This window comes from Streptomyces sp. H27-H1, assembly GCF_026627445.1.
Lineage (GTDB): Bacteria > Actinomycetota > Actinomycetes > Streptomycetales > Streptomycetaceae > Streptomyces.
Genome location: NZ_JAPNLJ010000089.1, coordinates 1 through 14,236 on the forward strand (window position 1 = coordinate 1; position 14,236 = coordinate 14,236).

Consider the following 14,236-nt stretch of genomic DNA (forward strand, 5'->3'; position numbering starts at 1 on the left):
GTACTGATGTCAGTTACTTCAGTACCTACTCAGCCGGCTCGTTCCGGGGCGGGTCGTAGTCGCGCTATATAGCTGTTGGTCCTGGAGAACCGGAACAACCGGAACAGCCGGAACAGCCCAGGTCAGATGCCGGTTTTCTGTTCCGGTCCATCCGGAACAACCAGAACTCCATCCGGAACAAGCCCCGTTTCCGGGCCCCCTGGCCCGCATCCGGCACCGGCCGGAACGGGCCCTCACGAGCTCCCCCAGAATCTCAGTGAGGTACTGACCTCAGTGACTCACTGAGACAGCCAGGACAGGCCAGGCAGGGGGGCATACACAAAACCTGAGGGCGGAGTCCGGACAGCACAAGAGCGGCCCCTCTCCGGTGGTAGACGGAGAGGGGCCGCTCTTGGTTCTGATCTTGTCCGATGAAGCGGACAGCTTCAGATCGGTCAGTTCACCGGCTCTTGGGCTTCGGGGTCCGACCGAACCGGCGGGCCTTCCGGCCGGCTGCGGTCAGCTTCTCCCACCTCTGCGGGAGCTCCTCGTTCGCCCAGACTTGGTACCCAGCCCACTGGAGGGTGACGGCCTTGAGCCCGTGCTCGCGCTCCTTGACCAGGCGGAACAAGGCCCCGCCGACGAGGCAGTAGACCGCGAGGACGATCCAGGTGAAGAGGTGGAGCTGGTGGAAGGCGTAGGCGAGGCCGAGGACGATGTTGAGGACCAGGAGCGCGACGAGGGCGGCCGCGGTGGCCCCGGCCTTGATGGCCAGCCCGGGGAGCCGGTCCCCGAACGTCTTGGGGGCCTGGTCCTCGTCCTCTTCCGGAGCGAATTCCCCGGATTCGGGCGGGAGTTCGCCGGTCTTGAGCAGTTTCAGTTCTGCGGGACTCATGCGTCCATGCTCCTCACGGTGTCGGGGGTAACGATGTATCCGCGCTGGTTGAGCCGAGTGAGTAGAGCCCAGTTCGCGTCGTCTACGGTCAACTCGATATTGAAGAGTTCGCGCGCTCTTTCCTGTACGTCCAGGGTGCTGATTTCCCCGATCATTCCGACCGAGTTGATTGCCGCATCGGTCGCGAAAATGACGCGGCGTGCGAAATGGACGGCACCCTTGTGGGCGGCTTTTTTCTTTTTCCTGAAGTTCCACATGAGAATTTTTCGCCTTCCCCTAAGGCGGGGGATTCGGTTTGAATCCCCCGCCTGATTGGTTTATTCGGTGCCGGTTCCGGCCTCTTCGGAACTCTCGGATTCTCCGGATGCATTCACGCGGTTTCGCGCCCAGCGGGCAAGATCCGTGGGCAGGTAGAGCTTCTCCCTGCCCTTCTGTTCGACGTGGTCGGGGAATTGCTTGTCGCGGCCGCGTGCGTTGCGAAGGGCCGTGATGTCGCGCTGTGCCTGGGTGCTGGTGGTGCCCGGCTGGGCGGGGCCGGCCACACCCGCGCAGACCGTCTTGGCGGCCTGGGCGAGGGTGATCGGGGCGTTCTCGTCGGGGGTCTGGGGTTCTGCCTGGTCAGGGTCGGGGACGACCCTCAGGGGGCGCCCGTGTGTGTCTGACACAACCTGATCTCCCTGGTGGGAGACCCCACTGTGTCGGCTGTTCAGTGTGTCGGCGGCGCTCGCCAGGTCCTCGATAGAGGGGACCGCGGTGACGGTTCCGGAGAGGGCGAGCTCCCTCGCCTCCTCGTCCGTCATGAACACCACCTGGGTCTCGTGGGCCTGGCCGCCGAGGACGACCTGGACGCGGCCGGAGTGGCGCGAGGGCTTCGGGATCGGGTTGACCTCGGGTACGAGCATTCGCCAAGCGTTCTGGGTATAGCGGGCCAGAATTCGGGCGGTGAATGCCTCACGCATTTCCGGGCCGCCGACCGTCTGAGCGGTGAGGGACTGGCCGATGAGAAGAGCGTGCATGAGCTGGGAGCGGCCCATGAAGAGGAACTCTCCGTAGGCTTCAACCGCCGGAGACTCGTTCTTCTTCTCTCCTTCCGGTTTGTTCTTAGCCCAGTACCGCTTAAGCCGCTTCTGGAGGGTGTTGGCTTCCTCCATGATGAGGAGGATTCGCGGCCCCATCGGGAGCGGAGATTCTCCGCGCATTTCGCGGTGGACGTTCTCCTCCGCGATGGCCATGCGCCGGTTGCCCTCTATCGCAAGGGCAACAAGGAGGTCGTGCGCATCCTTTTCGTGGCGGATGTACATGAGATTGGGCAGGCCGTACGCCCATTTGTGGGACGTGCGCTTGAAGTCGATCAGGAATGCAATTCCGCCATGGTGGAGAACCTGGGCCGCAAATGCCTTTGCCAGCACGGACTTTCCACCACCGGGGGCGGCGGAGAACATCACGTGCGGCGACTCGTCGTCCAGGTCGATCGAGACGGCGACGCCACGGTGCGAGAGGCCGAGGAACGGCGCGCTCGCGCTGGCCTTCTCGACCATCGCGCGGACCTCGGGGTCCGCGTACATGACCTTCATGGGCGCGCGCGGCGACTGGCGGAACACCATCCGGTGCCGGTTCCCCGAGAGTTTCACGGACGCCTTGACGTCCTGGAGGCCGAGCTTGGAGATGACGGCCTGGGCGATGGTGGAGGTGTCCCGGTCCGGGGACCAGTTGCCGGGGAGCTCCACGGTGACGACCTCTCCGGCCATGTCCGCGTAGGCCGGCGGGACCGTGAGGTACTGACTGGGGGCGACGCCCTCGGGCAGGCCCAGGAGGTCACGCAGGACGGTGTGGAGGGGCCACACCCAGTCCCTGCGGTGGCGCCACGTCACCATGCCGTCCATGCCCCGGAATCCGGCCCAGGAGGCCGCTGAGCACGCCGCCGCGAGGCCAGAGACCTCGAGGGCAACGAGGGTCTCGGTCGGCTCCACAACGGCCGCGTAGCCCGTTCCGGTGAGGACGAACGTGGAGAACGCGCGGAGTCCGATGTGCTCCCAGCGGGTGAGGTAGTCGAGGCGTCCGGGCATCTTGCCGTCTGCGCGCTTGGTCGTGAGGGGGGTGCCGCGGTGGGTCCAGGTCCGGTCGGTCCGGGGCTCCCCGTCGAGGGTGTCGCCGGACACGAACCTCCAGACGCCTTTGGCTCCGTCGACCAGGCCCTCTTCTATGGCCTTCCAGTCGGTTGGGGTCGGGGCTTTGCTGTGGCTGGGCTGCTCGGGCGGTGCGAACATCAGGGTGACTCCTGGGTGGCTCTGGCTGGGCTGGCTGGGGAGTTGTGGACCGGGCGGGAACCCGGTCCGGTGCCCGGTCACCCCCGCTGCTATCGGGGGTGACCGGGCCGTTCTGGTTGGAGCTCATCACCCAGACCGGACAGGTCTGATCTGGGCTGTTGGGCGGGGTCCTTCATTTGGTACAGGTGCCGAAACAGGTGGTCGGTGTGACGGCCTGGCGTATGACCTGCGTCACTCCGGCTGCTATCCGGGGTGGTTCGGGTCTTGGTTTTGTGGAGCACCCATAGAGGTGGTCCGAAGGCTGGATGTGTGACCTCGGGCCGGGTAAAACTTTTGGCTGCTACCGGATCGGGTCGACCGGGCCGCCCCGCTTGCCGGAGAGGTCGACCATCTCCATCTCGAAGCCGTCGCCCTCGTCCTCGTCCACGAGGGGGAAAGCGCCCTTTCCGCTGCCGGTGGTGCCGGCGGCCATCAGGTGCGCGGTGGCGGCGAGCTGGGCCCAGACGGCGGCGGCCTCGATGGTTCCGCGGCCCTGGTCGATGAGGGTCGTCACCCGGGTCCGCACGCCCTCCGCCATGAGGTGGGTGCCCTTGGCCAGGGCGTCCTCGGCGTTGAGGGTGTACTCCTCGTTCTTGTTCATCTCGTGTCCTCTCGTTGTGGCTGATGGAACGGCGTCGACCTCACCAGCGACCTCCCCAGGGAGCCCGGTTCGGGGTTCCGATTCGGCATCGGGGACCGGGTGGTGAGTGCTGGTGACCTCACCGGTGAGGCGGGAACCTCACCGGTGAGTCCGATCTTGGAGCGCTGGGCCTGTGGATAAGTTCTGGCGACCGGCTGACGAGGTGTCACATGTAGAGGCCGGTCTGGGCCTTCTCTTCCTGGGCGGCCTTGGCCGCGTCGATGGCCGGCCGCTGGCGGTTGATCTCGCGGCGGACGCTGTACCGGTTGGGCTGCATCTCCATGAGTTCGGGGACCTTGGCCGCGATCGCGTCGGTGTCGAAAATCTCCATGGAGACGGCGACCCGGACCGCTTCGGCGATGGTGCCGGAGAGGGGCTTACCCAAAGGCTTGCCCGATGCCCGATCGGCGGAATGGGCAGGCTTACCCATTTCGACGGACGCCGCGAGAGGGGTGGGCAAGCCCACCGGAGAGACCGGCTTACCCAGGTCTGCCTCAGGCTTACCGAAGTCGATCGGGGCAGGCACGACCAGGGCAATCGCGGGCACCGTACCCGTGTTGACCTGCGTGTTCGTGATGCCCGAGGTCTGCCCGAGGTTGCCCACGGGGGCACGCTCGACACTGACCTCAGTAACTTCAGGCAGTTCAGTGACCTCAGTGGGCTTGCCCACCGGAATCGCCGCAACCGGGGTGCTGTCGGCGGCGCCCAGGGCACGCACGCGAAGCTCCTGGTACTCCTCCCGGGTCATGCCCAGGGCCTCGGCCATCTCCCTGTGCTGGTGCTCGATCGCGAGGAGCTCCCCGATGACTCCGGCCTCGGCGCGGGCAACCTGCCGCTGTACCTGGGCGCGGGCCAGCATGAGTGCTGCCTTACTGTTCTCTCCTTCGAGCCAGGCCGCGTCGGCCGGCCCCAGGTCGCGGTCGATGAACTTCAGGACCCCGAGCCACAAGACCTTGGCGACGGCGGAGACGGCCGCGCCCACGACGGCGAGCGGGATGGAGCCTGCGACCCAGCCGTGCCAGAAGATCGCGCCCATGGTCGCGGCTACGAGGATGTAGCCGAGGACCCGGGCGAACTTCCGCTTGTCCCGGTCGTAGCGGGCCAGGACTTCCAAGATGATGCAGGTGATCCAGGCCGCGTCGAACAGCCCGGCGGCGGCGTATCCGACGCCGCCCTCCAGGAGCGCGCCGATGGAGACCGTGGACCAGATGACCGCCACGGCGGTGAGGCCCAGGACGACCGAGGCCGCCGCACGGATGCCGACGACGTCCCAGTTCCGCGGGGCCATCGGGACGCGGCTCGTGACGGGCTTGTCGTAGGTGTGGGTCTTGCCGTCGCGGGTGACCTCGGCCTGGACGGTCTTGACGATGTTCTTGAAGCGCAGCACGAGGGGCTCCTAGGCGGTGGTGTTGGCGAGCGCGGCGGGGAGGTGGGCGGTGGTGTGGCCCTGGAGGGTCAGGGCGGCACGGAGGTAGTCGGTGGCCTCGGTCTCGGTGAGGCGGATCGCGTGGATGCCGAAGACCTGGGCGGCGACCTGGTCCGGGGTGAGGTAGGCCGGGTTCCTGAGGAGGGTGAAGTGCTTGTCTCGGGCCATCGAGGTGACGGTCCTCATCAGGAGGGAGTGCCGGCGGGCGGCGGCCTTCTGGTCTCGGCGGGTGGCCTTGGCTTCGCGGCTTCCGAAGATCACGGTGTTCTCCAGGAGAGAGAGGCCGGGGGCTGGCGAGAGGAGCCCCCGGCCGGGGGAAGTGAGGGTCTGGGGTGTCCATGGACACGCGGGGAAAGGCTTCTCCCTGCGGTTTCGGGCCGGAGTGTCCATGGACTGTCCATGGACACTTGGTCAGTTCGGGTCGGGGATGTACTCGAACCCAGCCCAGTCCGCGACGCGATCGGCGGCCTCCATGAAGGCGTCGATCACGGGGCGGCGGGCGCCCGGGAAGGGAAGCTTGACCAGGCCGTAGGCGACGACGGCGACCAGGAGCGAGAAGAAGAACGAGGCCTCGTTGTCGGCCCCGGCCGGGATCAGCACCACGAACATGGAGAGCGTGAAGGCGCCGAGCGGGACCAGGACGCCGGCGAACGCGAGAGCGGCGACGATCGGGGTGGCGATGAGCTTGCGCACGCCGGTCACCTGACGATCATGTGGTCGGGGCATCCGTGGACCATGTGGTCCACGCAGGCCGGGCAGTCCTCACGCGGGGCCAGGCGCTTGTGGACCTCGCGGCTGTAGGCGTGGAACCAGCACTGGCGGCACTGCCGCTTCGGCGGGTTGTTGGCCTTGGTGTTCGCCACGGCTACCACCGGCTCTTCGACTGGGTCTTGCGGTCGATCTTGGCCTTGGCGTCCTTGTTGATGAGCTGCTGTTTGGCGGCCTGGGCCGCGTTGATCTCCGCGATCAGGCGGGCCTCAGCGTTGGCCCAGATGGTGTCGAGGGCCTTCTCCGCGCGGGGGGCCTGCTGCTGGCCGTGGACGGCCTTGGCGAAGATCTTGCCCATGTTGCCCGCGAACTTGGCCTGTTCCCTGGGGGGCAGGGCCGAGACGTCACGGCGGCGGACTCCGGCGAGCTTGAACTCTGCGACGCGGATGATCTGGTCGAGCTTGCGAGTGCTGGTCATGGTCAACCCCTCTTCGGGTAGCGGTGGCCGGCGGGCGGGTTCGCGGACTGGTTGGCGTACAGGGCGTGCGCAACGACGGACTCGAACTGCGCGCGGTCCGGCGGGGTTTCCTGGTCCGGGGGGAGGAGACTCCCGCCCAGAGCGGCCATGAGGCTGTGCGTCCGGTCGTAGTCCTCGTTCTTGGTCTCGCGCCGGATGCTCACGACCGGCCCCCCTGCTGCTTGGCGGCCAGGGCCTCGGCCTGGGCCCGTGCGTCGTCGGCGGCCTGCTGGGCCTTCTGGATTTCGGCCAGGCGGTTCGCGGTCTCGGTCTCGATCGCGGGGTTGTAGGTCACGTAGTCCACGGCGATCACCCGGCCAGCGCGAGCCGCAGGCGACGGGCGCCGGCCTGCTTGCGCTTCCAGATCGCGTTCTCCGACCGGCCCAGGCGAACCGCGATCGACCGGTCACTCAGGCCCTGGGCCTTGAGCTTGACGACGACAGCCTGGCGCTCGGTCAGCTCGGCCAGGGCGTACAGGTCGACGTCGGCCGGCGGCGCCGCGGGGACCAGGCGGACGGAGATGAGCACGTCGCCCAAGTCGGTGACGACCTCGGTGGTGGACTTCCGGCGGTAGTGGTCGATCGCGGCCCGGACCGTGATCGAGCGGAGCCAGCCGTAGGCCCGCTCGTCGTCGGCCTGAAGCTGGTTGATCGAGAGCGCGGCCCGGACCCAGCACTCCGAGACGACGTCTTCAGCCGTGGCCCGGTCGCGGGTCCGGGTGACGGCGAAGCCCAGGAGACGGGCGTTGTGCAGGCGGAACAGCCGGTCAAGACGATCGGCCGACTCGGCGGTGAGCCGGGTTTCGGGCGATACGCCCAGGTCATACGCTGTAGACACGGTCCCTCCATGGGGGATCTAGAGCCCAGTTGGGGGGACTTAGCGGGATCCCCAACTGGGCTCGTTCGTTCCAGGTGCGTAACTGCATAGTGCACTAGCGCACTATGCATGTCAACGGTTACGATGTGCGTAGTGACCTAGTACGGTTGCTTCAGCTCTCACCAGTGGAAAAAGGAGATCCCCATGGCACCGTCGGTAGATCGAACTCCCGTCTATCTCCAGGTGGTGAAGCACCTGCGAGACCAGATCATCAAGGGAGAGTTGAAGGACGGGGACAAGGTCCCGTCGGTCCGGCAGCTCGCGGAGACCTGGGGGATTAGCCAGGCAACCGCGATGAAGGCGGTCGCCGCACTTCGTGCTGATGGCCTGGTCGAAAGCATCGTGGGCCACGGCAGCCTGGTCCGGACAAAGGCGACTCTCCACCGTTCGTCACACGACAGGTTGAGTCGGATGCTGTCGACGGGCCGCATCTATACGCCAGGCGAGTTCGCAGTCATCTCTATCTCAGAGGTGGTGCCGGCCCCTGACCACGTCGCGGACACTTACGGCATCGAGCCCGGAAGCCCCGTCATCAAGCGCATCCGAGTCACTCACAACGAAGATGGCCCGGTCAGTGCTTCGACAAGCTGGTTCGCTGCGGACCTCGCTGAGGTGGTTCCCCAGCTCCTGTCGACCGCTCGGATCATCGGCGGAACTGCTGGCGCGATCATGGAAGCTACAGGGCGTACAGCTCAGTCGGCTGATGACCGGATGACGGTAGGCGCTGCGACTTCTGAACAGGCCGAGGACCTTGGACTGGCAGAAGGAGACCCCGTCTTCATCGGCCAAAACACTTGGCGTGACGCTGATGGCGATGTCATCGAATTCGGTGAGTACCACTTTGGTGGGGGCCGCTGGATGCGCTACCAGTACGAGATGCAGGCCGCAGGCTAGCCCGAGGCACTCAAGCCACCCATGTCTCGTTAGGCTCTACACACAAAACAAAGAGAGGCCCTTCCCTCAGTGGCTACCACACCCCTGAGAGATGACCTCTCTTCAACAAACCAGCACAACCAACACAAGATGGCAGAGCGCCTACCTACCACTCTAAGGCCTCCTCGGAGGTCTTGGAAATGGGGCTCTGCCGGATACGGAGCGTCGCGTGCCCCAGTCGGCACATGCAGTAGAGCAGGAAAATGCTGTCCCGGAGGGGCCTGCGAAGGTCCCTGAACAGGCAAAAAGCCGCCGCAAGAGCGGTGGTGCAGGAGGCGGTGGAACGAACCTCGCGTTCTTCGGCCGATCGGTCGATGGTGACCCGTCGCTCAGGTACATCCTCACCGGCCCCCGCCCCGGGCTGTTCACCATCGGACGGGTCGGTGAGGACCCGACGCGGTTCCTGTCCTGGGCGCCCAAGGTCACTCGCCACCTGATCCGCCTCGATGACGACGGCCGGTGCGTGGAGCGCCGGTACGAGATCCAGGTGGACGGGGTCGACGCAACGATCACCTCGGACGACCTGACGACCGGGCGTGTCTGGCGTGAGCTGATCCCCGGAGCCAAGGGCACCGGCCGAAGCAAGGTCCGTGACGCGCTGGAGAACGTCGTCATGGAACAGGCGGTGAACCTGCCCAGCACGTGGATGCTCAAAAGGACGGGCTGGTTTGACCTGCCGGATGGGCGCTGGGTGTACGTCCGGGCCAGTGACGACGTCGTGGACGGCGTCCGCACCGTCGACCTCAAGCCCGAGCTGGTCAAGGCGTCCCAGCCGTTGCCGAAGCCCGCGAGCCTGCCCGCGCAGCGGAAGGTGGTCAAGGAGCTGGCCTCCCACGGGTGGGGGCCGGCCTTTGGTCTCGCGGTCGGCATCCGGGCTCTGGCCTGGTCGATCGCTCCGGTCCGTGGCTCTCTCATCCCTCACGGCCGGAACAACACCGGCAAGACGCTCACGTTCTGGGTGGCGTCCTGCGTCACCCTGACGAACGGGTGGCCCCCGTACGTCGACACCTCGTTCTCCGACACCATCACCGGCATCGAGAAGAAGATCCGTGGTGCCCAGGACCGGGTCATCGCGATCGAGGACATGCCGCTGACCTCGAACTCGGAGCCGGGGGCGGTGAAGGACGCGGTGGAGAAGTCCGACCGGATGACCCGCGCCCAGTTCAACAACACCCCGATCCGGGACCGCGCGGAACGGCACTCCGACAAGATCGCGGAATCCCCGTACGTTCGGGGCATCCTCGTGCTGACTGCCCAACAGATCCCGACCGCAGTTCAAGCCTCGATGCTGCGTCGCGTGGTGTGCGCCGAGTTCCACCAGGGCGACAACGACTGGCGCTGGTACGAGCAGAACGGCGCCGGTATGGAGGCGCCGATCCGCACCATCGGTGACCGGGTCATCAAGCACATGGCCGCGCTGGGCAAGGAGAAAGCGGGAGCCTGGGTCAAGGACTGCGACCAGCGGGCCAAGGACATGTTCCTGCCCGTGGCCCGCGCGGCCATTGGCGACGACGCTCCGGACGGGATGGACGGAGTTCTCAAGGCGGCCTACCAGATGATGGCCGGCCTCTTCATGGTCAAGGACGCCTGCGGGCTGGACGTACAGCCGCTGTGGCACGCGATCGTCCCGAAGTTCACCGCCTCCCTCAAGGCCCAGTCGGACATGATCGAGGATCGCCAGACCGCCGACACCGGTATCCCCCAGGCCCTCGGGTCCGTGCTCCGTCGCTCCCTCCAGGAACGGCGCGCGCACATCCGCTGCCCCAAGGACGCCGCCCCCAAGTCGCTGGTCCCCGGGCAGACCCCTCAGGCTCAGGGCCTGAGGGAGGACAACTTCGACGGGACGTCGAAGGGCTTCGGCGGAGAGGGAGCCTCGCTCTACTACATGGAGGACGGCGAGCTCCTGGGCATCACCGCCTCAGACCTGCACACCCTGGTCATGCAGACCAAGGACGTACGACTGACCGGGTTCCAGGTGAAGAGCCTGCCCGGGTTCCTCCTCAAGGAGGGTGCGATCCTGCGGAGCACCCAGACCGGGCAGGTCGCCACGACCAAGGTCCGGATCGGCGCCAACAAGAAGGCCATGCCGCTGGTCCTCATCCCGGCCGGCACCGTATTCACCCTCCCCGAAGACGACGACGACACCCACGGCGACGACGGCGACCAGGACCAGCCGGAGAACGGCGGACCCTCGGAAGGCCCGGAGGAGGACCACGTCCAGGAGGAGCTCCCCGCACAGCTCACAGCCTCACAGGACGACAACAGTACCCCTGTTGACCAGGAGATTAAGGCTGTTGACCACACAGCCTCACAGCCCTCACACGCTGAACCTCACAGGCTGACGGTCGTTCCCTCACAGGCCACGGCGCCCGTCGCGGTGGCCCCGGCGGCCGGTTCGGGCGGGGTCGTCCTGGCCGTGACCGGCGGGCAGCTGGTCAACGCGGCGGACGCCAGCGCGGTTGCGCTGACGGAAGAGTCGGCCAGCAGCCTCGCGGCCCTGGTCGCCCAGGCGACGGCGCTGGTCCCTTCGGGCAGGCTGACCCTCCTCATCGGCCAGGACGCCCACAAGGGTTTCAAGCTGGGCCCCGAGGCTCCGTCCATGCTCGACAAGACGCCGTGGGCGGCGCCGTTCCAGACGCTCGTTGACGCGGGCTGGCACAAGCCCATGTCGAAGGAGAAGGAGCGGATGTACGTCGGTCAGTCCTGCCTGATGCAGCACCCCGGCCGGGCCGACTGGGTGCGGATCACCCCGGTCCAGTGGCTCAGTGCCGACTCCTTCCCCAAGGTCCGAACCCGGGCCATGCAGAAGGCCAAGGAGTACGACACCAGCGACGTCCTGACCCTGGCCTACCGCCTGGCGCTGTTCGCCCAGGTGACCGGCCACGACTTCGAGGGCAAGGCCGCCGGTACCGGCATCGCGATGCTCCGGGCCCGCATCGAGGAGACGGCCCGCCAGCACCCCAAGTGGCAGGGCTCTTACGAGTCGTGGCCCCAGGCCCTGGACGACAGCTCCTGGACCCGCAGCGAGACCGAGACCGAGGCCGCCCAGCCGTGGCGCAGCCTGTACGACGCGAATAAGGCGTACCTACCCGCGTACCGGCAGGCCACCGTCGCCCGCGACGACCTCAAGAAGGTCGACCACCCGATGTTCGACAAGGCGATGGCCGGACTCTGGACGATCGTCGTCCCGCACTGGCCGCACCCGCAGGTTCCCGCTCCGGTCCCCAACCACCGTCCGGGACAGATCGTCACGGTGACCACGGACATCGTGCAGGCGTACGTGGACCTGGGGATCACCCCGGACATCGAGAGCGCACACATCGCCCCGGCGGTCGCGTTCGACGGGTTCCGGGTGTTCAGCGACCAGATCCGCGACCAGATCAGCAACCTGTCCGCCTCGGCCGACAGCGACGACCAGGCTGTCGGCCTGGTCCTCAAGGAGGTCTACCACACGGTCCACGGCAAGCTCAGGAACGCCGACCAGGGCGTCATCAGGCGGCCCGACTGGGGTCACGCTGTGCGTGACGCGGCCTGGACGAACACCCTGCGCAAGGTCTACAAGGCCGCAGGCATCACCCAGGCCGTGGCCGACCCGCGGTTCCCGATCCGTGTGGTGACCGACGAAGTGGCGTACGCCAGCGACCACCAGGACCCCGAGGCCGATGTCCCGTTCGGCCTGCGGATCGACAACACCGGCGCCAAGCTGGGGCACTTCAAGAGCAAGGCGAAGTCGGCCCAAGACTTCGGCCAGGAACAGGACGAGGCGAAGAAGAAGGCCGCACTGCTGCGGGAGCGGATGGAGGCCCGCAAGGCCGCACGTGACGCACGCCGAGGGGGTAACCGCTGATGGGTTCGGTGAAGGACGCGATGTTCAAGGCGTTGGCGAAGCGGTCGGCCAAGTCGGAGGACAAGCCGGCGGCCGTGCGCGCGGCCCAGCTCATCAAGCGGTTCGGCGGCTCGGTGAGCGACGCGGCCAAGGCCGTGGGCCGCAGCTCCAAGACCCTCAAAGCATGGTCCGAGGGGAAGTCCAGCCCCAGGGCCGACAGCAACGATGCGCTCAACCGGGCCAACCGGGAGGCGCTGGTTCCCCAGGGTCGGCGTGAGCGGCTCTTGAAGTCCGCGAGCGACGACAACATGGAGCTGACCAGCAACGACATGGACTGGACGATCCGCAGGCCGGACGGCGTCGGCAAGCCCGGTGGCGGACTCGTCCTCCACGCCATGATCAAGGTCAGCGACGAGGAGCGGGAGCGGAAGGTCAACCTCGGGGAGTGGTTGTCCGAGGGCCACATGGAAGACCTCTTGCAGGCGTTCATGGACGGCGACGAAGAGGCCATGCGGGGCGTGTTCGTAGAGGGCCTGGACGTCTACTTCCACGAGGCGGAGCTGGGCGACGTCATCAACGTCCAGTTCAGCCCGCTCGACTACGGCGACCAGTAGCAGCCGGCACGACGCTGGGCCCCACCCTCTCGGAGGGTGGGGCCCAGTCACATGACCTGTCGCGTGTCGCGTGCTGTCACGCGGTCTACCTGCGGAAACCCCCACCCCTGATTCGGGTGTGACAGGCGACAGTTACAGCTTCCCGTCCTTGGCGGCGAGCCTCTTGGCGACCTTCTCCGCCAGGCGCTCGTCCTCCAGCAGCTCGTCCGCGAGGATGCGGAACACCGCCGACAGGTCCACGGAGGAAAGGTCCCGCTCGGCGGCCGTCGCGTTGCACCACCTCTTGAGCCTGCGGTGGACCGTGGGCCGGACGTCCACGGTGATGCGGATCGGGGTCGTCCTGGCGACCACCGGCGCCACCGCGGCCTGGCTCGTCTCGGCTCGCTTCACTGTCCGGTCGTAGCCCCGGCCTGCCGCGCTCATCCCAGCTTCTCCGTCCTGCGGGCCAGCAGCTCCTGGGCCAGCTTCCGCGCGTTGGTGCCGGGCGTCTTCGGGATCATCGCCTGGCGGAACTTGTCGTCGTTGTACGGGATCAAAGTCTCCAGGACGTCGAAGCCCTCACGCTCCAAGACACCACGGACCTCGGCGTCCGGACCGGACTTCGTGCGCTTGGACCTGTTGGTCCTGTTGAGCAGCACCACGACATCAGCCGGCACATTCCTCATCTCCTGGACTTCGGCCAGGAGTTCCTTCAGGAGGGACCGGTCACTGTCGTCCGGAGCACCTCGGGGAGGCTCGAACATCCGGTCCACCTCGTAGTGGCTCGGCGCCACGGGCAGAATCCAGGTCTCTGCGTAGCGCATGGCGCCCCGGGCGATCCTGGCATGGTCCTCAAGCTGCGGGACGTCGATGAGGACGACGTCGACGCCCTGGTCGATATCCGGGATCTTGCGGTGGAGGTCTGGCTCATCCATGCCGATGACAGGCCAGTTGAGGCCGCCCGCGCGGTTGTACGCGGCGAGCGAGGACCGACCGGAGTCGGCATCGACCAGGAGAGGCTTCAAGCCCATCTCGTAGAAGGCTTGGCCCAGGAAGACCGTGGTGGTGGACTTCCCCACCCCCGGCTTCAGGTTCACGAACGCCCATGACATTGCCATGATCAGCATTCTACTGAGGTCACTGGACCTCAGTAGGTACTGACCCTCAGTACCTCGGGGCTCCGGGCCGCTACCACTGGACTCTGCCCTCGGGTTTTCTGTATGACCCCCCTGTCTGATCTCGCCTGGCTGGCTCAGTAGCTCACTGAGGTCAGTACCTCACTGACTCCTCCCGGAGCCTTGAGGGGCCGCTCTGTCGGCATCTTCGGGGTGGCCTGCCAGGGGCGAGAACCGGGGTCTGTTCCGGATGGAGTTCTGGTTGTTCCGGATGGACCGGAACAGAAACACGGTGTCTGACCTGGGCTGTTCCGGCTGTTCCGGTTGTTCCGGTTCTCCAGGACCAACAGCTATATAGCGCGACTACGACCCGCCCCGGAACGAGCCGGCTGAGTAGGTACTGAAGTAACTGACATCAGTAC

General features: G+C 66.7%; 17 protein-coding genes. 3 read left to right on the forward strand and 14 right to left on the reverse strand.

Annotation, left to right across the window (positions count from 1 at the left end; all coding sequences use genetic code 11):
• Positions 1-439: 439 nt before the first annotated feature.
• From OTB20_RS40585 to OTB20_RS40640, 12 genes are all read right to left on the reverse strand, one after another.
• Complete coding sequence (locus OTB20_RS40585; protein ID WP_267824931.1) at positions 440-874, reverse strand: hypothetical protein; 435 nt, start codon at positions 872-874, stop codon at positions 440-442.
• A complete protein-coding gene (locus OTB20_RS40590; protein ID WP_267824932.1) occupies positions 871-1,131 on the reverse strand; it encodes a hypothetical protein in 261 nt (86 codons plus the stop codon). The genes OTB20_RS40585 and OTB20_RS40590 overlap by 4 nt, the downstream gene beginning before the upstream one ends.
• 60 nt (positions 1,132-1,191) lie before the next feature.
• Positions 1,192-3,141 (reverse strand): pRL2-11, encoded by a 1,950-nt coding sequence (locus OTB20_RS40595; RefSeq protein WP_267824933.1) that lies wholly within the window; start codon positions 3,139-3,141, stop codon positions 1,192-1,194.
• A 340-nt stretch (positions 3,142-3,481) separates the two neighbouring features.
• Positions 3,482-3,781 (reverse strand): hypothetical protein, encoded by a 300-nt coding sequence (locus OTB20_RS40600; RefSeq protein ID WP_267824934.1) that lies wholly within the window; start codon positions 3,779-3,781, stop codon positions 3,482-3,484.
• Between the two features lie 205 nt (positions 3,782-3,986).
• Entirely contained in the window at positions 3,987-5,207 is a 1,221-nt protein-coding gene (locus OTB20_RS40605; protein WP_267824935.1) for a hypothetical protein, read from the reverse strand.
• 9 nt (positions 5,208-5,216) lie between these two features.
• Positions 5,217-5,507 carry a hypothetical protein gene (locus OTB20_RS40610; RefSeq protein WP_267824936.1) on the reverse strand — a complete coding sequence of 97 codons (291 nt, stop codon included), beginning with the start codon at positions 5,505-5,507 and terminating at the stop codon, positions 5,217-5,219.
• A gap of 150 nt (positions 5,508-5,657) precedes the next feature.
• A complete protein-coding gene (locus OTB20_RS40615; RefSeq protein WP_267824937.1) occupies positions 5,658-5,948 on the reverse strand; it encodes a hypothetical protein in 291 nt (96 codons plus the stop codon).
• Positions 5,945-6,109 (reverse strand): pRL2-8, encoded by a 165-nt coding sequence (locus OTB20_RS40620; protein ID WP_267824938.1) that lies wholly within the window; start codon positions 6,107-6,109, stop codon positions 5,945-5,947. Before OTB20_RS40620 ends, OTB20_RS40615 begins: the two co-directional genes overlap by 4 nt.
• Before the next feature lie 2 nt (positions 6,110-6,111).
• Positions 6,112-6,432, reverse strand: coding sequence for a hypothetical protein (locus OTB20_RS40625; protein WP_267824939.1), 321 nt, complete (start codon positions 6,430-6,432; stop codon positions 6,112-6,114).
• 2 nt (positions 6,433-6,434) lie between these two features.
• Positions 6,435-6,635, reverse strand: a complete 201-nt coding sequence (locus OTB20_RS40630; RefSeq protein WP_267824940.1) for a hypothetical protein — start codon at positions 6,633-6,635, stop codon at positions 6,435-6,437.
• On the reverse strand, positions 6,632-6,775 hold the full coding sequence (locus OTB20_RS40635) for a hypothetical protein (protein ID WP_267824941.1): 144 nt from the start codon (positions 6,773-6,775) through the stop codon (positions 6,632-6,634). The genes OTB20_RS40630 and OTB20_RS40635 overlap by 4 nt, the downstream gene beginning before the upstream one ends.
• A 5-nt stretch (positions 6,776-6,780) precedes the next feature.
• Entirely contained in the window at positions 6,781-7,308 is a 528-nt protein-coding gene (locus OTB20_RS40640; RefSeq protein WP_267824942.1) for an RNA polymerase sigma factor, read from the reverse strand.
• A 183-nt stretch (positions 7,309-7,491) separates the two neighbouring features.
• Between OTB20_RS40640 and OTB20_RS40645 the strand changes: the two genes are divergently transcribed.
• The 3 genes from OTB20_RS40645 to OTB20_RS40655 all read left to right on the forward strand — a co-directional run bounded on the left by OTB20_RS40645 (position 7,492) and on the right by OTB20_RS40655 (position 12,720).
• Positions 7,492-8,241: a GntR family transcriptional regulator gene (locus OTB20_RS40645; protein ID WP_267824943.1), complete on the forward strand. Its 750-nt coding sequence runs from the start codon at positions 7,492-7,494 to the stop codon at positions 8,239-8,241.
• Between the two features lie 208 nt (positions 8,242-8,449).
• A complete protein-coding gene (locus OTB20_RS40650) occupies positions 8,450-12,127 on the forward strand; it encodes a hypothetical protein (protein WP_267824944.1) in 3,678 nt (1,225 codons plus the stop codon).
• On the forward strand, positions 12,127-12,720 hold the full coding sequence (locus OTB20_RS40655) for a hypothetical protein (protein ID WP_267824945.1): 594 nt from the start codon (positions 12,127-12,129) through the stop codon (positions 12,718-12,720). The genes OTB20_RS40650 and OTB20_RS40655 overlap by 1 nt, the downstream gene beginning before the upstream one ends.
• 132 nt (positions 12,721-12,852) lie before the next feature.
• On the opposite strand, the gene OTB20_RS40660 is transcribed toward OTB20_RS40655, so the two are convergent.
• On the reverse strand, positions 12,853-13,143 hold the full coding sequence (locus OTB20_RS40660) for a hypothetical protein (RefSeq protein ID WP_267824946.1): 291 nt from the start codon (positions 13,141-13,143) through the stop codon (positions 12,853-12,855).
• On the reverse strand, positions 13,140-13,817 hold the full coding sequence (locus OTB20_RS40665) for a ParA family protein (RefSeq protein WP_267824947.1): 678 nt from the start codon (positions 13,815-13,817) through the stop codon (positions 13,140-13,142). The genes OTB20_RS40660 and OTB20_RS40665 overlap by 4 nt, the downstream gene beginning before the upstream one ends.
• Between the last annotated feature and the right edge of the window lie 419 nt (positions 13,818-14,236).